Below are 19,346 nucleotides of genomic sequence, written 5' to 3' on the forward strand. Positions count from 1 at the left end.
GCCCCCTGGCAGTCTCGGGATCAGGCGTCGAGCATGCCCGTGGAGAGCAGGCCGAGCAGCGCCACGCCGATGACGATGCGGTAGATCACGAAGGCGTTGAAGGAGTGCTTGGCCACGAACTTCAGCAGCCACGCGATGGAGGCGTAGGCCACGACGAAGGAGACGATGGTCCCCACGGCCAGCGGGGCCGCGCCCACACCGGTGCCGAGCGCGTCCTTCAGCTCGTACAGACCGGCGCCGGTCAGGGCCGGGATGCCGAGGAAGAAGGACAGGCGGGTGGCGGCGACCCGGTCCAGGTCGAGGATGAGCGCGGTGGACATGGTGGCGCCGGAGCGGGAGAAGCCGGGGAAGAGCAGCGCGAGGATCTGCGAGCAGCCGACCAGCATCGCGTCCTTGAAGGAGGTGTCGTCCTCACCGCGCTTGTGCCGGCCCATCTGGTCGGCCGCCCACATCACACCGCTGCCGACGATCAGCGACCCGGCCACCACCCACAGGGAGGCGAGCGGGCCCTCGATCAGCGGCTTGGCGGCCAGGCCCACGATCACGATGGGGACGGTCGCGGCGATCACCCACCAGGCGAACTTGTAGTCGTGGTGGTACCGCTCCTCCTTGTTCGCCAGGCCACGGCCCCAGGCGGAGACGATCCGGACGATGTCCTTGAAGAAGTACACGAGCACGGCGGCGATGGCACCGACCTGGATGACGGCCGAGAAACCGACGACGGCGTTGTCGTCGACCGGGATGCCCATCAGCCCCTCGGTGATCTTGAGATGTCCGGTGGAGGAGACGGGGAGGAACTCGGTCACTCCCTCGACGGCTCCGAGGACGACGGCCTGGCCGACGCTGATGACGCTCATGGATTCCCGTTCTTGGAGGGGCAGGGGGTACAGGGGGGCGGGACAGTCTTACTACACGCGGGCTAGAGCGCGCGCCTACGGCCAGACGGCCTCGGCCAGCGCCGCTCCGGCGAACGCCGCGCCCAACCCGGCGGCCACGCTCCCGACGACGTTGAGCAGCGCGTACAGACGGGCACCGGTCTCCGTCAGCCGCAGCGTCTCGTACGAGAACGTCGAGTACGTCGTCAGGGCCCCGCACAGGCCCGTACCCAGCAGCAGCCGGACGTCGGAGCCCACGGCGCCGGCGGCCGCCGCGCCCGTCAGCAGCCCGAGGATCACACAGCCGACGACGTTGACCGCGAAGGTGCCCCAGGGGAAGACCGAGTCGTGCCGGGACTGCACCGCGCGGTCGGTGAGATAGCGCAGGGGCGCGCCGACCATACCGCCGGCGACGACGAGCAGCCAGTTCACAACGACTTCTTACCCTTCCTGCCCGGTTCGCCGGATTCGGCGCCGCGTCCCACGTACCGGATGACCTCGCAGTCGTCGAGGGTGACCAGTCCTTCGGTGACCAGTTCGTCCAGCTGCGGCAGGAATGCGCGGACGCGGTCCTCGGTGTCCACGATCACGATGGCCACCGGCAGATCCTCGCTCAGCGACAGCAGCCGCGAGGTGTGGATCAGGGAGGAGGCACCGAAGCCCTCGATGCCCTTGAAGACGCTGGCCCCGGCCAGACCGGCCGCGTGGGCGCGGTGCACGATCTCGGCGTACAGGGGCTTGTGGTGCCAGGTGTCCATCTCGCCGACGAAGACGGTCAGGCGCAGGGCTCGTCCGGTCAGCCGGGTCATCGCTGCCTCCGGGTCAGGGCGCGGCGGGTCGCGGTCGCGGCGAGCCACACCGCGGTGAGCGCCGCGAGCGGGGTCGCGGCGAGGTAGACCAGCGCGGTCCGCGTCTGGCCGTGGTCGATGAGCTGCTGGACGTCGACGGCGTAGGTGGAGAAGGTGGTGAAGCCGCCCAGCACGCCGGTGCCGAAGAAGGGCCGCACCAGCTTGTGCGCGGCCAGGACCTCGGTGATCAGGACCATGAAGACCCCCATCACCGCACAGCCGCTGATGTTGATCCACAGCGTGGTCCACGGGAATCCGTCACCGGCGGCGGGCCAGGCGAGCCCGGCCGCGTAGCGCGCGGCCGCGCCGCAGGCTCCGCCGAGCGCGACCACCGCGACGACGGGCAGCTGACCGCGCCAGGCGGTGCGGTGCCGCGGGGCGGCGGGGATGCGAAGGCTCTCGGCTTCGGGGGCTGTCATGTCGTCCGTCTCCTGCTCGCCGTGCGGTGATCACGGCCGACACCAGCCTAGCGCCGGGGCGGAGGGCGGCTCACCCGCCGGTGGGCGGGGCGCAGACCGCGACGCCCGGCTCCCACAGGCTGCCGAGGACCAGGTGTCCCGCCGTCGTGCAGACGCTGGTGACCATGCGGAAGCGGGAGTGGCGGCGGGCGAGGTGATGGACGACACGGCCGTCGTCGTCGACGGCCAGGACGGCGGTGGTGCCGGTGGGCCGGAAGGGTGCGTGCACCGCTGCCCGCGCGGCGGCGCGGCGTGCCGTGGGGGCGGCGCGGTGCAGGACGTCGAGCGCGGGGACACGGGGGCCTGCCAGGGCGACCCAGATCGGGCCGTCGGGGCCGGATCGCCACAGGTTGTCGGGCATGCCGGGCAGCTGCTCGGCGAACGGTTCACTGCGGCCGGCCCGCGGTCCGGTGAGCCAGTAGCGGGTCAGACGGCACGCGCCGGTCTCGGCCAGCACCAGGAAGGCGCTGTCGGCGCTCAGGGCGAGACCGTTGGCGAAGCGCAGGCCGTCCAGCAGGACCTCGAAGGCGGTGCTCCCGGGGGCGAGGCGGAGCAGGCGGCCGGTGCGGGTGTCCTCGACGATGTCGGCCAGCCAGTGACGCAGGGGGTGACGGCGGCTGGAGACGGTGACGTAGACGCTGCCGTCGGGTCCGGCCACCACGTTGCTGGCGAAGCGCAGCCGCTCCCCCGCCACCTCGTCGGCCACGACCCGTACGGTGCCGGTGGTGAGATCGGCGCGCAGCAGTCCCCGTTCCGCGTCGCAGACGAGCAGGTCGCCGTCGGGAAGGAGCTCCAGGCCCAGCGGCCGGCCGCCGGTGTCCGCGAGGGTCTCGGCTCGGGGCGGCGCGTCGGGGTCGGTGAGGCCGTCGAGGCGCAGGATGCGGCCGTCCGCCACGCCGGTGAGGATCCGGCCGTGCGGGTCGGCGATCACGTCCTCGGGGCCGTGGCCGGGCAGGCGGACGCGGCGGAACGGGCGCAGAGTCGTGGGTCGGTCCATGGCGGCCGGATCACCAGCCCTTCTCGAACAGGCGGGCCACCTCGGCGATCCGTACCTCGTCCCGCCGGTAGTAGGTGTGCGGTCCGGCCTGGCGGGCGCGCACCAGGCCGACGCGGGTGAGCAGGGCGAGGTCGCACCGTACGAGGCTCAACGGCACCCCGAGCGCGAGGGCGATCGCGTCCTCCGTGACGCCGCCGTGCGAGGGATCGTCGCCCGGCGGAACCGGGTCGGGGGCGTGCTCGAGCCACTGCAGGAGGCGCAGTCGCCTCTCGCTGACGGGAGCCCTCACCATCGTGTCCCCCTCGGGTGCCTGAGCCGGGCCTGCGTACCGCGTCTTCCCACTGTTCCCCGGTGGGAGCGCTCGCGCACCGCGGTCGGCGCGCGTTGTCCGGGATGCGTCGGCCAACGTCCGCAAAAGGGGCGGGTGTTGACGCGGAACGGGGCCCGGCCTTCGTCGTGGTGGCCGGGCCCCGTGGGGTGCGCCCCTCCGGTGGGGCCGCCTGCCTCGGGGTGAGGAATCACGGCGGTCGTTCCCCCGGATGGCCGCCGGGGTACGACGTCACCCTGTCGTCGTACTGCGCGGTCGCGCAGGCCCCGTACACCGTCCGCGGCGGCGCCGGGATCGCGCGACCGGTCAGGATCGGAGAAGCCAGGACGCGCCGCGCCGTCCTAGCGTGGGATGCACCGACGGAAACCCGTCGGACCCCGCCCTTCCGAGGGATCCGCCCTTTCGCGGGATCCCGCCCTTTCGAGGAGTGAGTGCCATGACCGCCGGCGTGCAGACGATCATCTACCCCGTCAAGGACAAGGACCGGGCCAAGGCCGTGTTCACGGCCCTGCTCGGTGTCGAGCCGTATGTCGACGAGCCGTACTACGTCGGTTTCAAGGCCGAGGGCCAGGACGTGGGCCTGGACCCGAACGGGCACGCTCAGGGCCTGACCGGTCCGGTGCCGTTCTGGCACGTCACCGATCTGCGGGAGCGCCTCGCGGCCCTGCTGCAGGCGGGCGCCGAGGTGGTCCAGGACGTGCGCGACGTCGGCAACGGCCGGCTGATCGTGTCCGTGAAGGACCCCGACGGCAACCTCGTGGGGCTGCTCCAGGACCCGGTGGCCTGAAGGGCGTACGGCTCGTTGCGCCCGCACTAGTTGCATAGTCAACGAATGGCCGATTCGGTGCTACCGTGCGGGTATGGCAGCGAAGACGGCCGAGGCGCGGCTCGAGGAGCGGTGGCGGGGCATCCTGTCGGTGCATGCCCGCACGATGTGCGAGATCGACCGGGCCCTGCACCCGCACGGTCTGGGCGCCAGCGACTTCGAGGTGCTCGACATCCTGGCCGGCGCCTCGACCCGGCCGGGCGACCAGTGCCGGGTGCAGAACCTGGTCGGACAGGTGCATCTCAGCCAGAGCGCGCTGTCCCGCCTGATCGGCCGCCTGGAGAAGGACGGCCTGGTCGAGCGCTCGGTGTGCGCCGAGGACCGGCGGGGCGTGTGGGTCGCCCTGACGGACAAGGGCCGCCGGCTGCACGCACAGGTGCGACCGCTCCAGCGGGAGGTGCTGGAGCGGATGCTCGGCGGCCCGCCCGCGTAGGACCCGCGTCGGCTCCTACGGCCGCGCCAGCAGGGTGCGCACGCCTTCCGAGGTGAGCGTCAGCGGGTGCGAGGAGCCCGCGTCGATGGTGAGCGACAGGTCGTCCGCGGGCCACTGGGCGGCCAGCGCGCCGAGCGGCACCAGACGGTAGCGGGAGATGTAGGGCAGCAGGTCGGCCATCGCCGGTTCCGAGGTGAAGACCGGGACCACCGGGTTCCCGCCCGGCTGTTCCAGCACCGGCAGGGCCACGGCGGACGGGTTGGTGGCGTCCTCTTCGGCGACGTCGTCGGGCACCGGCACGAGCACGTCGCTGTGCGCCAGCGTGTCGAGCGCCGCGGTGTCCTCCGTGTTCTGGGCGAGCGCGTCCAGAGCGCGCTGCGCGGGCGTGGCGGAGTTGTCGTTCTCGGGTGTGTCCATGGTGTCTTCCCTGGTAGCGGCGGTCATGCGGGCCGTTTTCGGTGACGGTTCCCGGGCACGGTCGGGCCACGCGTACCCGACCCGGACGCGATCATTCCCCTTACCGGCGACCGATCCGAACCGGCGGTCAGCCGGTGACCAGCGCCAGCGTGAATCCGTCGTAGCCCTTCTCACCGACCGTCTGCAGGGTCGTGGCGGTCAGCCGGGGGTGCGCGGCGATCAGCTCGGTGAAGCGGCGCACGCCCTGGACGCGCGGGTCGGAGCTGCCGGGGTCCGTGACGGCCCCTTCCCGTACGACGTTGTCGCCGACGATGACACTGCCGGGACGGGTGAGCCGCAGGGTCCACTCCAGGTAGGCGGGGTTGGAGGGCTTGTCGGCGTCGATGAAGACGAGGTCGAAGGGCTCCTCCCCCTCCTCCTCGAGCCGCGGCAGGGTGTCCAGGGCGTTGCCGCGGCGGATGTCGACGAGGTGATCGAGCCCGGCGCGGGCCACGTTGGCGGCGGCGAGGGCGGCGCACTGTTCGTCGGCCTCCAGCGTCACCAGGCGTCCGTCCGCGGGCAGGGCGCGGGCCAGCCAGATGGTGCTGTAGCCGGCGAGCGTGCCGATCTCCAGAACGGTGCGGGCACCGCGGATCCGCGCCAGCAGGTGGAGCAGCTTGCCCTGGTTGGGAGCGACGTGGATGGCCGGAAGCCGCGCGGCGTCGGCGTCGGCCACGGCCGCGCGCAGGGCGGCGTCCTCCTCCACGAGCAGGTCGTTGAAGTAGGCGTCGACAGCGGTCCAGGTCTCCTGGGACACGGTGTGCTCCCTCACGGCTCGAACGAGTCAGTTTACAAAGGGAACTTACTACGGACGGCCCGCTTCTCCGGCAGCGGCCCTTCCCCCACTCGGCATCGCCGCACAGCGGTTGCGGAAGCGGGCGTCGGCGCACAGCAGTCCGGGCCGGCCCGATGGGCCGGCCCGGACGGTGTGTGCGGGACGATCAGACGAGGTCGAACCGGTCCAGGTCCATGACCTTGACCCACGCCGCGACGAAGTCCTGGACGAACTTCTCCTTGGCGTCGTCGCTCGCGTAGACCTCCGCGAGCGCGCGCAGCTCGGAGTTCGAGCCGAAGACCAGGTCGGCACGGCTGCCGGCCCACTTCAGCTCGCCCGTGGCCGCGTCCCGGCCCTCGAACGTGGTCTGGTCCTCGCTGGTCGACTTCCACGTCGTACCGAGGTCGAGGAGGTTGACGAAGAAGTCGTTCGTCAGGGCCCCCGGCGTCTTGGTGAAGACACCGAGCTGCGACTGCTGGTGGTTGGCGCCCAGCACGCGCAGACCGCCGACCAGGACCGTCATCTCGGGGGCGCTCAGGGTGAGCAGGTTGGCGCGGTCGAGCAGCAGGTACTCGGCCGGCAGACGGTTGCCCTTGCCGAGGTAGTTGCGGAAGCCGTCCGCGGTCGGCTCCAGGGCCTCGAAGGACTCGACGTCGGTGTGCTCCTCGGTCGCGTCGACACGGCCCGGGGTGAACGGCACCTCGATGTCGAACCCGGCGTCCTTGGCGGCCTTCTCCACCGCGACGCAGCCGCCGAGCACGATCAGGTCGGCCAGCGACACCTTGCGGGCGCCGGTGTTGAACTCCTGCTGGATGCCCTCGAGGGTGCGCAGCACCAGCGCGAGCTGGTCGGGGTCGTTGACCTCCCAGCCGCGCTGCGGCGCGAGGCGGATACGGGCGCCGTTGGCGCCACCGCGCTTGTCGCTGCCGCGGAACGTCGAGGCCGACGCCCACGCGGTGGTGACCAGCTGCGACACGGTCAGACCGGAGTCGGCGAGCTTGGCCTTCAGGGCGGCGATGTCGGCGGCGCCGATGGGCTCGCCCTCCGCCTCGGGCAGCGGGTCCTGCCACAGCAGGGTCTCCGCCGGGACCTCCGGGCCGAGGTACAGCGACTTCGGGCCCATGTCACGGTGGGTCAGCTTGTACCAGGCGCGGGCGAAGGCGTCGGCGAATTCCTGCGGGTTCTCGTAGAACCGGCGGGAGATCGGCCCGTAGACCGGGTCGAAGCGCAGCGACAGGTCGGTGGTGAGCATCGTCGGGCGGTGCTTCTTCGACGGGTCGTGCGCGTCCGGGATGATCTCCGGGGCGTCCTTGGCGACCCACTGCTTGGCGCCGGCCGGGGACTCGGTCAGCTCGTACTCGTACTCGAAGAGGTTCTTGAAGAACCCGTTGCCCCACTGCGTGGGCGTGCTGGTCCAGGTCACCTCGAGGCCCGAGGTGATGGTGTCGCCGCCCTTGCCGGTGCCGTAGGTCGACTTCCAGCCGAGGCCCTGCTCCTCCAGGGAGGCGGCCTCGGGGTCGTTGCCGACGTGGTCGGCCGGGCCGGCGCCGTGGGTCTTGCCGAAGGTGTGACCACCGGCGATCAGGGCGACGGTCTCCTCGTCGTTCATCGCCATCCGGCGGAACGTCTCACGGATGTCGCGGGCCGCGGCGAGGGGGTCCGGGTTGCCGTTGGGGCCCTCCGGGTTGACGTAGATCAGGCCCATCTGGACGGCGCCGAGCGGGTTCTCCAGCTCGCGGTCGCCGCTGTAGCGCTCGTCGCCGAGCCAGGTGGTCTCGGGACCCCAGTAGACGTCCTCCTCGGCCTCCCAGACGTCGGCGCGGCCGCCGCCGAAGCCGAAGGTCTCGAAGCCCATCGTCTCCAGCGCGACGTTGCCGGTCAGGACGAGCAGGTCGGCCCAGGAGAGGCTCTTGCCGTACTTCTTCTTGACCGGCCACAGCAGACGGCGGGCCTTGTCCAGGTTGGCGTTGTCCGGCCAGCTGTTGAGCGGGGCGAAGCGCTGCTGACCGGCACCGGCGCCGCCGCGGCCGTCGCTGATGCGGTAGGTGCCGGCGCTGTGCCAGGCCATGCGGACCATCAGCGGGCCGTAGTGACCGAAGTCCGCCGGCCACCAGTCCTGCGAGGTGGTGAGCACCTCGGCGATGTCCTGCTTCACCGCGGCGAGGTCGAGGCTCTGGAACGCCTCGGCGTAGTCGAACTCCTCGCCGAGCGGGTTGGCCACGGCGGGGTTCTTGGCAAGGATCTTCAGATTGAGCCGCTCAGGCCACCACTGGCGGTTGCCGCCGCCCTGCGTGGGGTGCGGGGCGCGCCCGTGCGCGACGGGGCAGCCACCTGTGCCCTCCGTCTTGGGGTCGGTGACGATTGCGTCAGGGTTCTCGGACATGCGGATCCTTCCGAACTAAGCGGATCATGGTGCTGAACTGCTTGCGGATCAGGGGGCTGAACTGCCTGTGGATCAGAGTGCTGAACTGCCTGCGGTGGAGCAGTCGGGGCACAGGCCCCAGTAGATGACCTCGGCCTCGTCGATGACGAAACCGTGGTCGTCGGAGGCGGTCAGGCAGGGCGCCTCACCGACCCCGCAGTCCACGTCGGCGACGGTCCCGCAGGAGCGGCACACGACGTGGTGATGGTTGTCCCCCACCCTCCCCTCGAACCGGGCCGGGCTGCCGGCCGGTTCGATCCGGCGTATGAGCCCGGCCGCGGTGAGCGCGTGCAGGGCCTCGTAGACGGCCTGGACGGAGATGTGGCCCACGCGGGCGCGCACGCCGCCGGCGATCGCCTCGACGTCGAGGTGGTCGCCCGCACGGACGGTTTCGAGGAGGGCAACGCGGGCGGCCGTGACGCGCAGGCCGGCACCGCGCAGCTCCTCGGCAGCGGTCGCAGACCGGGATGCGCTCATGGCGAGCAACCTACTCCGCCAGACACGAGAGGTACAGAAAAACGAACGATTCAATTTTGTGACGTGGGTGCGAGGGCGGGTCCGGCAGGCGTCAGGCACCCGTCGGGCAAGGCCGGCGAGAGGCCCTCGGCGAGGAACGGACGACTCGGTCTGCCGCACGCGGGGCACGCCGGCGGGCCTGACGGTCCTGCTCGTGCGGCGGCTGCGGGTGGCCGCGGTGCGGGCCGCGACCAGCCGCAGCGACCGGGCCGTCCACCCGGTCCTGGTGTGCGTGCTGCCGGCGGGGCCGGCGGCGACGGCGACGAGCGTGCGCTCCCACCCGTACGACTACCGGCTCGGTGTGTCCGTGTGGTTCCGCTCCCTGCTCACCCTCGACCCGGACGTGCCGGTGAAGGCGCACGCACCGCTCGTCCACCGGCTGCACGCCCTGCTCGGCATGGCGCTGTTCGCGCTGTGGCCCTTCAGCCGCCTCGTCCACGCCTTCACCGCGCCGTTCGGCCACCTGGCCCGGCCGTACGTCGTCCACCGCTCCCGGGGGGGGCACGCCGGGCGGCGTCGGCACGGCGCGCCCTCGGGTCGTGACCTACCTGCGGCCGCCCGGCTCCCAGGGGTGGACCTCCACGCAGGAGTACCGGTCGGCGTCGAGGACCGCGCGGGCCGCGTCGGCGGACGGTGCGCGGACCAGGGCCGCCGTCCCCAGCCAGATGGCGCCGTCGTCGGAGAGCAGCGGGCCGTAGGCGACGAGCCGGTCCCGGTCGGGCGGCGGGACGTCGTCGTCGGCCGCCCGGCCGGAGCCGAGGCCGAGTACCAGATGGCCGTCCTCGCCGACCGGGCCGCCCGGGAATTCCCACATGGTGCGCCCCAGCGTGTTGCGCCACCGGCGCAGCAGCACGTCCCGGTAGACGCCGGCCCGCTGGTTCGGCTCGTCGAAGGCGAAGGCGCGGGCGGCGGCCGCGTCGGGCAGGTCGACGATGTGCACGCTCCCGCTGGGCACATCGCCGTCGAAGGTGGGGCCGCGGGCGATCAGCTCCTTCGCGTACCCGTCCATGTAGGACCAGTGCGCCTCGAGGAGTTCGTGGCGCAGAGGGAGGGAGCCGGGCCGGTCGCGGTGGTGGACGAAGAATTCCATGGCGGCAGTGTTCACGAGGCCGCCCCGCACGGAAACCGGGTTTGTCGCGGGGGCCCCGCGGCGCCTGTCGGCCGGATGCGCGAAAATAGTTGCCTGAAGTAACCAGCAGTCGCGCGAAGGGGCTCGCAGTGCCGCACATCACCATCGACTACTCCTCGCAGCTGGACGGCGCCTTCGACCGGGAGACCCTCGTGAAGGAGCTGCACACGACCGTGATCGCGGACTCCGGCTCGACCGGGGTCTGCAAGACGTTCCTGCGCCCGGCGCAGGCGTACGTCGGCGACCGCCCGCCGGAAGAGTCGCTCTTCGCGCACGCGGAGGTGGGCCTGCTGCCCGGCCGCTCCGAGGCGCTCAAGGCACGGCTCGCCGAGACCGTCCTGGCGATCCTCGGCCGTCACCTTCCCCCCGGCGAGCACGTGGTCTGCTCCGTCGAGGTGCGGGACCTGGCCGACTCCTATTGCCTCTCCCCCTCCGCCCGCGAGAGCGGGGACCTGCATCGGGACGCCGGACACCCGGCCCCTACGCTCGGGGCATGGTGAGTGAATTCAGCGACGCGTTCCTCCTGGAGGCCGAACGGCACGCCGCCTGGGGCGCGGCCCAGCTCGAGGCCCTGACCGCGTTCCTGCCCGACGCCCCGTGGACCGCCGACCTCGAGGCCTGCCGCTACCGGCAGGGGGACGTCGAGCTGCGCGTGGCCGTGCTCGGCACCTACGACACGGACGAGCAGTCCTGGATGTGGGGATGGGCGAACCCGGGGCTGGAGGGCACCGAGGCGGTCGCGCTCACCGGCGCGGTGGAGCGTTACGGACGCGCCCACGCCATCCCCGAACTGACCGCAGGTGTCCTGGGGTTGTCGGGCTTCCCGGACCCGTGGCGCGCCGCGGAGACGCTCGCCTTCACCGGGATGGGGGTGGCCGGGGCTCCCGGGTACATCGGCGTCGCGGCCGGTCCGGCGACGCGGGTCTACTTCCTCGCCGACGACCCGCGGGTGCCGCGCGCCGGCGTGGACCCGGTGACGCTGCCGCGGACCCTGCTCACCGGCGCGGGCCTGATCGGGCGTTCGGCCCGGCACGTCGTGAGCGGGTACTTCGACCACCACGGCGTCCCCCAGCGCGCCGAGGCCGACCGGATCGTCGCCGGCCCGGTGGGCGGCAGCGCCGTCGAGGTCCGCTTCGACGCCGTGGGCCGCATCGGGGGCGTGGAGGTGAAGGTCTCCCCGTAAGCCCCCGCCGTCCCGCAAGCCCCCGCCGCCGCCCGGCCCTGAGCAGACGTCAGGGCAGGGCGCGGCCGCCCGGGGAGGGTGCCGTGATGCGGGCGACCGCCTCGACGGTCAGGGCGCGCCCGTGGGGTTCGACGGCCAGGGCCCGGTGCAGGGTCAGCCCTTCGATCAGGGCGTCGAGCTGGCGGGCGGTGTCCGGGTCGAAGTGCTTCTCCAGGTGGTCGCGGCTGCGCCGCATCCAGGCCTGCGTGAGGGACCGGTAGGCCGGGTCGCGCGCGGCGAGCGTGTACAGCTCCTGAGCGAGCACGAGGTCACGCCGGCTGCCCTCGGACAGGGCGTGCACGAGGTCGGCGACGGCCTGTCGGGCGTCGTCGGGGCCGGCCGCGCCGCCCAGGTGGGCGTCGAACAGCTCGGCCATGCGGTCGGTGAAGCGGCCGAAGGCCTCGCGCAGCAGCTGGTCGATGCCCTGGAAGTGGTAGGTCATCGACCCGAGCGGGACGCCGGCCCGCGCGGCGATCCTGCGGTGCGAGACCCGGGCGATGCCCTCGTCGGCGATGACCTCGAGGGTCGCGTCGAGGATGCGTGCGCGGCGCTGCGGGTCGGTGTGTCCGGTGGCCATGCCGTGCGCTCACAGACTCCGGACGGCACGGGCGGGGTTGCCGACGGCGACGGTGTCCGCGGGGACGTCCTTGGTGACGACGGCTCCGGCGCCGATGACGGAGTTGTCCCCGATGGTCACGCCGGGCAGGACGATGACGCCGCCGCCGAGCCACACGTTGTCGCCGATGGTGATCGGCCGGGCCGCCTCCAGCTTGTCGCGTCGCGGCTGCGGCTCCAAGGGGTGGGTGGGGGTGAGCAGTTGGACACCCGGGCCGATCTGGCAGTCCTCGCCGATGGTGACGGCAGCGACGTCCAGGGCGGTGAGGTTGTAGTTGACGAAGGTGCGCGCGCCGATCGTGATGTTGCTGCCGTAGTCGACGTACAGCGGTGGCCGTACGTGCGCGTCGGCACCGAGGGAGCCGAGCAGCTGCTCGAGGAGCGGCCGGGCGGCGTCGGCGTCCTCGGCGTAGGCCGCCTGGTAGCGGGCGGCGAGACGCACGGCCTGCCGCTGCCGCAGGGCGATCTCGGGGTCGTCGGCGATGTAGAGGTCGCCCGCGAGCATGCGTTCCAGGTTCGTCCGCGGGTCGCCCGCGAAGTGGTCCACCGTCATGCGTACGATCGTACGCTCGGGAGTGTACGAATGTACGCTCTGGGCCCGGCCAGTCGCCCGAACAGCCCCACATTCCTCCGAGCAACCTCCTGAACAGCCCGGCATTCCCCCACGTATCAGACATAGAGGTCGACACGAAGGGGATGAGCCACATGGCGATCTCGGCACACACGACCCGCCGGGCGGCCGGTACCGCGGCGGCGGCCTTCACGGCGGCGCTGGTCCTGGCGGCCTGCTCCAGCGGGGGCGGCGGCCACGCGAAGAGCTCGGGCAGTTCCGCCGCGCAGACCACCGGCTCGGGGACACGGGTGACCGTCACCGAGACCGAGTACGGGCTGAAGCTGTCCCGGACGTCCTTCACGCCCGGCACCTACACCTTCGTCGCCGACAACGCCGGCCACATCACGCACGCCCTGTCGGTCGACGGCCCCGGCGTGCAGGACGCCCGGACCAAGAACATCCAGGGCGGTCAGACGGCCCCGCTGACGGTGACCCTCAAGAAGGGCTCGTACGACCTGTACTGCCCCATCCCCGGGCACAAGGCACTCGGCATGGACAAGCACATCCAGGTCGGCTGACACGGCACGGCCCCCTCCGCCGCGGCGAAGGGGGCACTCGGTGAAGGCCGCGGCCGCTCAGGCGTCCGCGCGCACCGGGGCCGGTGTCTCGGGGACCACGTCGGCGAGGTCGCGGCTGCGGGTCTCCTTGGCGCAGAGGATCGCGACGACCGTGAGCAGGGCCGCGGCGATGACGTACAGCGCGATCGGGGTGGAGCTGTCGTAGTCGGAGAGCAGCGCGGTGGCGATCAGGGGCGCCGGGGCGCCGGCGGCCACGGAGGAGAACTGGGCGCCGATCGACGCGCCGGAGTAGCGCATCCGGGTCGCGAACATCTCGGAGAAGAAGGCGGCCTGAGGGGCGTACATGGCGCCGTGCAGGATCAGTCCGACGGTCACGGCGAGCAGCAGACTGCCGAAGCTCTTGCTGTCGATGAGCGCGAAGAACGGGAACATCCACAGCCCGACGCCGACCGCGCCGATGAGGTAGACGGGCCGCCGGCCGATGCGGTCCGACAGGGCGCCCCAGGCGGGGATCACCGCGAAGTGCACGGCCGAGCCGATCAGCACCGCGTTGAGCGCGGTCTGCTTGCTCAGGCCCGCGGAGGTGGTGGCGTAGACGAGGATGAAGGCGGTGATGACGTAGTAGCTGATGTTCTCCGCCATCCGCGCGCCCATGGCGACCAGGATGTCCCGCCAGTGGTCGCGCAACACCGCCAGCAGCGGCATCTTCTCGACGGCGCCGGTCGCCGTCCTGCGCTGCTCTGCCGCGGCGAGTGCGGCCTTGAAGACCGGCGACTCGTCGACGGAGAGCCGGACCCACAGGCCGACGAGCACCAGCAGCCCCGACAGCAGGAACGGGATCCGCCAGCCCCAGCTGCCGAAGGCGTCGTCCGACAGGGTGGCGGTCAGCAGGGACAGCACGCCGGTCGCGAGCAACTGCCCGGCGGGCGCCCCGGTCTGCGGCCAGGAGGCCCAGAAGCCGCGCCGCCGGGCGTCCCCGTGCTCCGACACGAGCAGGACGGCGCCGCCCCACTCGCCGCCGAGCGCGAAGCCCTGGACCAGGCGCAGCACGGTCAGCAGCACGGGCGCCGCGGTGCCGATCGTCGCGTGGGTGGGCAGCAGCCCGATGGCGAACGTGGCTCCGCCCATCATCAGCAGGCTCAGCACGAGCAGCTTCTTGCGGCCGAGCCGGTCGCCGTAGTGCCCGAACACCAGCGCGCCCAGCGGCCGCGCCGCGAAGCCGACGGCGTAGGTCAGGAAGGACAGCAGGGTGCCGACCAGCGGATCGGAGCCGGGGAAGAACAGCTTGTTGAACACCAGTGCCGCGGCGGACGCGTAGAGGAAGAAGTCGTACCACTCGATGGTGGTCCCGATGAGGCTGGCGGCGACGATGCGCTTGAGGTTCGCCGGGGGCGGGGATGCGGTCGTTCCGGAGGCCATGTGCGCCACTTCCTCGTGTGCGGTGGGGACGGGTACGTGCTGGCACACCGTAGGAACACGCAGGTCAAGGGGACATGTGGTGGGGCACCATAGTTCAGGGGTGGTCTATGCGTGCCCACACCATGCCGACTCGTCAAGGGGCGCTGTCGGCCCGTCCCGGCCGTCAGCCGACGGGTGTTCCCGCGGACCCCGCCTCCGCCAGGCCCGCCAGAGCGCGCGCCGTGATCTCCTCGACCGGCCCGACGGCGGGGACCGTGACCAGGATTCCCGCGTAATGGGCGAGCAGAGGCGCGGTCCGGCTCTCGTACACGCGCTGCCGGTGCCGGATGACCTCCTCGGTGTCGTCCGGCCGGCCGCGGCTCAGCAACCGTGCGGTCACGATGTCTTCCTGGGCCGTGAACTCCAGCACCGCGTCCAGGGCGGCCCCGGTGCCGCCCAGTACGGCGGCGAGTTCGCGCGCCTGCGGCACCGTACGGGGGAATCCGTCGAGCAGGAAGCCCTGCCGGGCATCCGGTTGCGCGAGCCGTTCCCGGACCATGCCGCCGGTGACGGTGTCGGGGACGAGCTCGCCGGTGTCGAGGTAGCGCTGGGCGTCCCGCCCGAGGGAGGTGCGGCGTGCCACATGGTCCCGGAACAGGTCGCCGGTGGAGATGTGCGGGACGCCGAGCCGCTCGCTGAGAGCGGCCGCCTGGGTGCCCTTGCCCGCTCCAGGAGGGCCGATGAGGACGATGCGCATCAGGGACGACACCTTTCGTTTTCCGTCGTGCAGGTCGATCGAGTGAGAGCAGGCTGGTCAGGCGGCCGTGGAAGGGCAGGCCGGTTCCTCGCTCAGGACGAGCACCGGCCCGTCCGCGGGGTCGGTGCCGTGGGTCAGCAGATCGCACAGCACCCGGGCCACGCCCACGCGGTAGGCCGCCGTCCGCAGCGACGGACTCGGCATCAGCGTGTGGACGCGCACCAGGGGTGCGACTTCCGCGGCCAGCCATTCGGTGAGCTCGGTGAGAGCGCTCAGGGCGATGCTCAGGGGGCCGCTGCCCGCCGTCTGCGCCGCCACGTTGACCACCGATCCGCCGTGGGTGGCCATCCAGCGCCAGTAGGCACGCTGGGTGCAGGCCAGCGGGGTCACCAGGCCGCGCTGCAGAACGCCGTGCAGCGCCGACGGGTCCAGTTCCATCAGCGGGTCCGGGCCGGGACCGGCCGCCACCAGGTTCACCAGGTGGTCCAGGCGTCCGAGACGCTCGAGGACCGTGTCGACGGCCCGGGCGGGCCCGGCCGTGCCGTCCGGGGCCGAGGGCAGCGCGAGCAGCCGGGAGCCCGGCGGAGCCGCGAGGCGGGTCTCCTCGGCGTCGGGGGCGGCGAGCGCCACCGCGGCGCCGTGGGCCAGGAGGCTGGTGGCCATGGCGGCGGCGAGGCCGCCCTCCCCGGTGACGAGGACGACCCGGCCGGTCAGCGTGCGTGCGTGTGCCATGGCGGTGCCTCCTGGTGGTCCGCGGGTCAGTCGGCGTGCGGGGAGGTGCCGGTCAGGTCGGCGTTGATGCGGTCCATCACCGAGGCGTCCGCGAGCGTGGTGACATCGCCGACCTCCCGGTTCTCCGCGACGTCCCGCAGCAGCCGGCGCATGATCTTGCCGGAGCGCGTCTTGGGCAGCTCGGGAACGACCATGATCTGGCGGGGCTTGGCGATGGGGCCGATCTCCCGCGCCACGTGCTCGCGCAGGGCTCCTTCGGCCACCTCGCCCCCGGCGGCCGCGCGCAGGATGACGAAGGCGACGATCGCCTGTCCGGTCGTCGGGTCCGAGGCGCCGACCACGGCCGCCTCGGCCACCGCGGGATGGGACACGAGCGCGGATTCCACCTCGGAGGTGGAGATCCGGTGCCCCGACACGTTCATCACGTCGTCGACGCGGCCGAGCAGCCAGATGTCGCCGTCCTCGTCGTAGCGGGCGCCGTCCCCGGCGAAGTAGTAGCCCTGCGCCGCGAACCGGGACCAGTACGTCTCCCGGTAGCGCTCGTCGTCGCCCCACACGCCGCGCAGCATGGACGGCCACGGCTGGTCCAGCACCAGACAGCCGCTCTCGCCCCGGCCGACCTCCTTGCCCTGGTCGTCGACCACCTTGGCGGAGATCCCCGGCAGCGGGGTCTGTGCCGAACCGGGCTTGAAGGCAGGGCTGCCGGGCAGCGGCGCGATCATCACCGCGCCCGTCTCCGTCTGCCACCAGGTGTCCACCACCGGAGCCCGGTCCCCGCCGATGTGCTTGCGGTACCACAGCCATGCCTCGGGGTTGATCGGCTCACCGACGCTGCCGAGCACACCGATCGACGACAGGTCGTAGCGGGCGGGGATGTCCTCGCCCCACTTCATGAAGGTCCGCACGAGTGTGGGGGCCGTGTAGTAGACGGAGACCCGGTACTTCTCGATGATCTCGAAGTGCCGTCCCTCGTGCGGGGTGTTGGGCGTGCCCTCGTACAGGACGGACGTCGTGCGGTTGGCGAGCGGCCCGTACACGATGTACGTGTGTCCGGTGATCCAGCCGACGTCCGCGGTGCACCAGTAGACGTCGCTGTCCGGGTCGAGCCCGAAGACCGTGCGGTGGGTGTAGGCGGCCTGGGTGAGATAGCCGCCACAGGTGTGCAGGATGCCCTTGGGCCGGCCCGTCGTGCCCGAGGTGTAGAGGATGAACAGCGGGTGCTCGGCATCGAACGCCTCGGCGACGTGCCGGTCGGACCGGGCGTCCACCAGCTCGTGCCACCACAGATCGCGGCCCTCGGTCCACGGCACCTGCGTACCGGTGCGGCGCACCACCAGGACGTGCTCGACGCCGGGCGTGTGCGCCGTCGCCTCGTCGGTGTTCGCCTTCATCGGCTCGGCCCTGCCCCGGCGGTACTGGCCGTCCGAGGTGATGAGCAGCCGGGCCCCGGCATCCTCGATGCGGGACTGCAGCGCGGCCGGGGAGAAGCCGCCGAAGACCACGCTGTGCGGCAGCCCGAGCCGCGCGCAGGCCAGGATCGCGAACACCGCCTCGGGGATCATCGGCAGCTGGATCGCGACCCGGTCCCCGGCCCGCAGGCCCAGCGAGTGCAGCGCGTTGGCGGCGCGGCAGACCTCGCGCCGCAGCTCGGCGTAGGTGATGGTACGGGTGTCACCCGGCTCGCCCTCCCAGTGGAAGGCCACCTGGTCGCCGTGCCCGGCCTCGACATGCCGGTCGACGCAGCGCGCAGTGCCCCAGCTCGGCGAGCGAGCCGGGCCCGAACACGATCTCGGGCACGTGGAACTTGGCCAGCCGTGCCGTCTGCCGGACGGCGTCCGTGTGCGTCTCCTGCGGCCCCAGAAGCTCGCACCGGCACTCGTCCCGGCCCCAGTCGGCACTCGGGTCGTTCCCGCCCGTCACCATGGCTGCGGACGTGAGCGACATGCGACCTCCCAAGGGCGTGAAGCCCGCAATGCAGACGCAACCTTGATTTTACCGCCGGAATGGCTGATAACACTGGCGTCTGGCTGGGGACCACGCTAGGCGCGCGCTCCGGGATGCGACACCTGTCCGATCGGACAGGGTCGACGGACCGGCAGGGCAGGTGCGTCGGCGCGGTCGGGATGGACAATAGGCGGTTGTTCCCCTACTACGGCAGGGAAAAACACATGTCACACCGTAGTGACCTGCGGCAGCGCAGGGTGAGGCTCGAGAGCGAGTGGTCCCGCTGGGTACCGCGGATGAAGGCCGCCGGATCGCATCCGATCGGTTCCGAGGCGCTGCGTCGTGATGTGACCGAGTCCTGGATGCGGTCCCTGAGCAGCGTGGACCCGGCGCGGGACAGCGCCCCGGTCAACGACGGGGACGGCGTGCACCACCGCTGGAACGGTTCGCCGCTGCGCGGGCCGGTCGACGACCTCGCCGACGAGCTGCGCGGCATCGCCGAGGACGCCGGATTCGTCACCGCCGTCACCGACGAGTCCGGCACCATCCTGTGGACGTGCGGTGGGCCGACGATGCGCCGCCGCGCCGAACGCGTCAACTTCGCGCCCGGCGGCCGGTGGGACGAGCCGGCCATGGGCACCAACGCCCTGTCCCTCGCGCTGCGCACCGGCCGCCCCGCCTCCGTCTTCTCCGCCGAGCACCTGGTGACGGCGCTGCACGGCTGGGTCTGCTACTGCGCGCCCGTCCATGGTCCGGACGGACAGATCCTGGGCGTGCTGGACATGTCCACGACCTGGGACCGCTCCAACCCCCTGGCCATGGCCACCGTGCGCTCACTCGTCGCCACCGTCGAATCCCGGCTCCGCACCGAACTGCCCCGCCAGGCCCCACGGAACAGCAGCCCCGTGAACCTCACCTGTCTCGGCAGCGAACAGGCGCTCCGCGACGGCGTCCCGCTCGCCCTGCGCCCTCGCCAGGTCGAGATCCTCACGCTGCTCGCCCTGGAACCGGACGGCTTCTCCCCCGACCGGCTCCGCTACGCCCTCTACGGCGACCGGGCCGTCACCGCGTCGACCTTCAAGGCGGAGATCTCCCATCTGCGCCGCGCCCTGGACGGCGGTGTCACCACCCGCCGCTACGCCCTCACCGCCTCGGTGACCTGCGACGCGGCCGAGGTGCTGCGGGCGCTGGAGCAAGGCGACACGCAGACCGCGCTGCGCCTGTACCGGGGCCCGCTGCTGCCCAGGTCCGAGGCACCGGGCATCGAGGAGTGGCGCACTCACCTGGAGGTGTCGGTCCGTGAGGCGGTGCTGGCGAGCACCAGCCCGGAGCACGCCCTGCGCTACGGCGAGCGGGCCCCGTACGACGCGGAGGTGCACGAGCACGCGCTGCGCCTGCTCGGCCCGCGTGACCCCCGCCGCGCCCTCGCGGCCGGGCGCCTGGCCACCGCCCGGAACTGACCGGCCGGCTCGGCGGGCGGCGCC

The 19,346-nt window shown here is 72.2% G+C and carries 22 protein-coding genes and 2 pseudogenes; 7 read left to right on the forward strand and 17 right to left on the reverse strand.

The window, feature by feature from the left end:
- Positions 1 to 20: 20 nt before the first annotated feature.
- The 6 genes from ACZ64A_RS16395 to ACZ64A_RS16420 form a co-directional block, all read right to left on the reverse strand.
- Positions 21 to 857 carry an undecaprenyl-diphosphate phosphatase gene (locus tag ACZ64A_RS16395; RefSeq protein WP_469810968.1) on the reverse strand — a complete coding sequence of 279 codons (837 nt, stop codon included), beginning with the start codon at positions 855 to 857 and terminating at the stop codon, positions 21 to 23.
- Between the two features lie 75 nt (positions 858 to 932).
- The gene (gene crcB, locus ACZ64A_RS16400) at positions 933 to 1,307 is read right to left on the reverse strand and encodes a fluoride efflux transporter CrcB (RefSeq protein ID WP_469810969.1); all 375 of its coding nucleotides are present in this window, start codon (positions 1,305 to 1,307) and stop codon (positions 933 to 935) included.
- Positions 1,304 to 1,684 (reverse strand): DUF190 domain-containing protein, encoded by a 381-nt coding sequence (locus ACZ64A_RS16405; protein ID WP_469810970.1) that lies wholly within the window; start codon positions 1,682 to 1,684, stop codon positions 1,304 to 1,306. The genes crcB (ACZ64A_RS16400) and ACZ64A_RS16405 overlap by 4 nt, the downstream gene beginning before the upstream one ends.
- Complete coding sequence (gene crcB, locus ACZ64A_RS16410) at positions 1,681 to 2,142, reverse strand: fluoride efflux transporter CrcB (RefSeq protein WP_469810971.1); 462 nt, start codon at positions 2,140 to 2,142, stop codon at positions 1,681 to 1,683. The genes ACZ64A_RS16405 and crcB (ACZ64A_RS16410) overlap by 4 nt, the downstream gene beginning before the upstream one ends.
- A gap of 70 nt (positions 2,143 to 2,212) precedes the next feature.
- Positions 2,213 to 3,178 carry an SMP-30/gluconolactonase/LRE family protein gene (locus ACZ64A_RS16415; protein ID WP_469810972.1) on the reverse strand — a complete coding sequence of 322 codons (966 nt, stop codon included), beginning with the start codon at positions 3,176 to 3,178 and terminating at the stop codon, positions 2,213 to 2,215.
- A gap of 10 nt (positions 3,179 to 3,188) precedes the next feature.
- A complete protein-coding gene (locus tag ACZ64A_RS16420) occupies positions 3,189 to 3,470 on the reverse strand; it encodes an ArsR family transcriptional regulator (protein ID WP_469810973.1) in 282 nt (93 codons plus the stop codon).
- A 472-nt stretch (positions 3,471 to 3,942) separates the two neighbouring features.
- On the opposite strand from ACZ64A_RS16420, the gene ACZ64A_RS16425 reads away from it, so the two are divergent.
- Positions 3,943 to 4,293 carry a VOC family protein gene (locus tag ACZ64A_RS16425; protein WP_469810974.1) on the forward strand — a complete coding sequence of 117 codons (351 nt, stop codon included), beginning with the start codon at positions 3,943 to 3,945 and terminating at the stop codon, positions 4,291 to 4,293.
- Between the two features lie 73 nt (positions 4,294 to 4,366).
- Complete coding sequence (locus ACZ64A_RS16430; protein ID WP_469810975.1) at positions 4,367 to 4,765, forward strand: MarR family winged helix-turn-helix transcriptional regulator; 399 nt, start codon at positions 4,367 to 4,369, stop codon at positions 4,763 to 4,765.
- 15 nt (positions 4,766 to 4,780) lie between these two features.
- Here the strand turns inward: ACZ64A_RS16430 and ACZ64A_RS16435 are convergent, their stop codons facing one another.
- From ACZ64A_RS16435 to ACZ64A_RS16450, 4 genes are all read right to left on the reverse strand, one after another.
- Positions 4,781 to 5,182, reverse strand: coding sequence for an SseB family protein (locus ACZ64A_RS16435; RefSeq protein ID WP_469810976.1), 402 nt, complete (start codon positions 5,180 to 5,182; stop codon positions 4,781 to 4,783).
- A gap of 127 nt (positions 5,183 to 5,309) precedes the next feature.
- Positions 5,310 to 5,978 (reverse strand): O-methyltransferase, encoded by a 669-nt coding sequence (locus ACZ64A_RS16440; protein ID WP_469810977.1) that lies wholly within the window; start codon positions 5,976 to 5,978, stop codon positions 5,310 to 5,312.
- Between the two features lie 184 nt (positions 5,979 to 6,162).
- On the reverse strand, positions 6,163 to 8,379 hold the full coding sequence (gene katG / locus ACZ64A_RS16445) for a catalase/peroxidase HPI (protein ID WP_469810978.1): 2,217 nt from the start codon (positions 8,377 to 8,379) through the stop codon (positions 6,163 to 6,165).
- 72 nt (positions 8,380 to 8,451) lie between these two features.
- The gene (locus ACZ64A_RS16450) at positions 8,452 to 8,895 is read right to left on the reverse strand and encodes a Fur family transcriptional regulator (RefSeq protein ID WP_469810979.1); all 444 of its coding nucleotides are present in this window, start codon (positions 8,893 to 8,895) and stop codon (positions 8,452 to 8,454) included.
- A gap of 172 nt (positions 8,896 to 9,067) precedes the next feature.
- Between ACZ64A_RS16450 and ACZ64A_RS16455 the strand changes: the two are divergent.
- Positions 9,068 to 9,460 (forward strand): annotated as a pseudogene (locus tag ACZ64A_RS16455) (respiratory nitrate reductase subunit gamma); the annotation flags it as partial.
- Positions 9,461 to 9,478: 18 nt separating this feature from the next.
- On the opposite strand, the gene ACZ64A_RS16460 reads toward ACZ64A_RS16455, so the two are convergent.
- Positions 9,479 to 10,024, reverse strand: coding sequence for a YciI family protein (locus ACZ64A_RS16460; RefSeq protein WP_469810980.1), 546 nt, complete (start codon positions 10,022 to 10,024; stop codon positions 9,479 to 9,481).
- 128 nt (positions 10,025 to 10,152) lie between these two features.
- Here ACZ64A_RS16460 and ACZ64A_RS16465 point away from each other — a divergent pair, with 128 nt between their 5' ends.
- Positions 10,153 to 10,563 (forward strand): 5-carboxymethyl-2-hydroxymuconate Delta-isomerase, encoded by a 411-nt coding sequence (locus ACZ64A_RS16465; protein ID WP_469810981.1) that lies wholly within the window; start codon positions 10,153 to 10,155, stop codon positions 10,561 to 10,563.
- Positions 10,557 to 11,246 (forward strand): DUF6882 domain-containing protein, encoded by a 690-nt coding sequence (locus tag ACZ64A_RS16470; protein WP_469810982.1) that lies wholly within the window; start codon positions 10,557 to 10,559, stop codon positions 11,244 to 11,246. Before ACZ64A_RS16465 ends, ACZ64A_RS16470 begins: the two co-directional genes overlap by 7 nt.
- 49 nt (positions 11,247 to 11,295) lie before the next feature.
- Here ACZ64A_RS16470 and ACZ64A_RS16475 read toward each other — a convergent pair whose 3' ends face one another.
- Entirely contained in the window at positions 11,296 to 11,862 is a 567-nt protein-coding gene (locus ACZ64A_RS16475; RefSeq protein WP_469810983.1) for a TetR/AcrR family transcriptional regulator, read from the reverse strand.
- Positions 11,863 to 11,871: 9 nt separating this feature from the next.
- Entirely contained in the window at positions 11,872 to 12,453 is a 582-nt protein-coding gene (locus tag ACZ64A_RS16480) for a sugar O-acetyltransferase (protein WP_469810984.1), read from the reverse strand.
- Positions 12,454 to 12,605: 152 nt separating this feature from the next.
- On the opposite strand from ACZ64A_RS16480, the gene ACZ64A_RS16485 reads away from it, so the two are divergent.
- The gene (locus ACZ64A_RS16485; RefSeq protein ID WP_469810985.1) at positions 12,606 to 13,031 is read left to right on the forward strand and encodes a plastocyanin/azurin family copper-binding protein; all 426 of its coding nucleotides are present in this window, start codon (positions 12,606 to 12,608) and stop codon (positions 13,029 to 13,031) included.
- A gap of 57 nt (positions 13,032 to 13,088) precedes the next feature.
- On the opposite strand, the gene ACZ64A_RS16490 is transcribed toward ACZ64A_RS16485, so the two are convergent.
- The 4 genes and pseudogenes from ACZ64A_RS16490 to acs form a co-directional block, all read right to left on the reverse strand.
- Positions 13,089 to 14,450 carry an MFS transporter gene (locus ACZ64A_RS16490; RefSeq protein ID WP_469810986.1) on the reverse strand — a complete coding sequence of 454 codons (1,362 nt, stop codon included), beginning with the start codon at positions 14,448 to 14,450 and terminating at the stop codon, positions 13,089 to 13,091.
- 163 nt (positions 14,451 to 14,613) lie between these two features.
- Positions 14,614 to 15,186 (reverse strand): adenylate kinase, encoded by a 573-nt coding sequence (locus ACZ64A_RS16495; protein ID WP_469810987.1) that lies wholly within the window; start codon positions 15,184 to 15,186, stop codon positions 14,614 to 14,616.
- Positions 15,187 to 15,243: 57 nt separating this feature from the next.
- Complete coding sequence (locus tag ACZ64A_RS16500; protein WP_469810988.1) at positions 15,244 to 15,918, reverse strand: SDR family NAD(P)-dependent oxidoreductase; 675 nt, start codon at positions 15,916 to 15,918, stop codon at positions 15,244 to 15,246.
- Between the two features lie 26 nt (positions 15,919 to 15,944).
- A pseudogene (gene acs, locus ACZ64A_RS16505) lies at positions 15,945 to 17,660 on the reverse strand (acetate--CoA ligase); the annotation flags it as partial.
- A 426-nt stretch (positions 17,661 to 18,086) separates the two neighbouring features.
- Between acs and ACZ64A_RS16510 the strand changes: the two are divergent.
- Positions 18,087 to 19,322, forward strand: coding sequence for an AfsR/SARP family transcriptional regulator (locus tag ACZ64A_RS16510; RefSeq protein ID WP_469810989.1), 1,236 nt, complete (start codon positions 18,087 to 18,089; stop codon positions 19,320 to 19,322).
- Positions 19,323 to 19,346 lie beyond the last annotated feature (24 nt).

Source organism: Streptomyces sp. NPDC104814 (assembly GCF_055583185.1).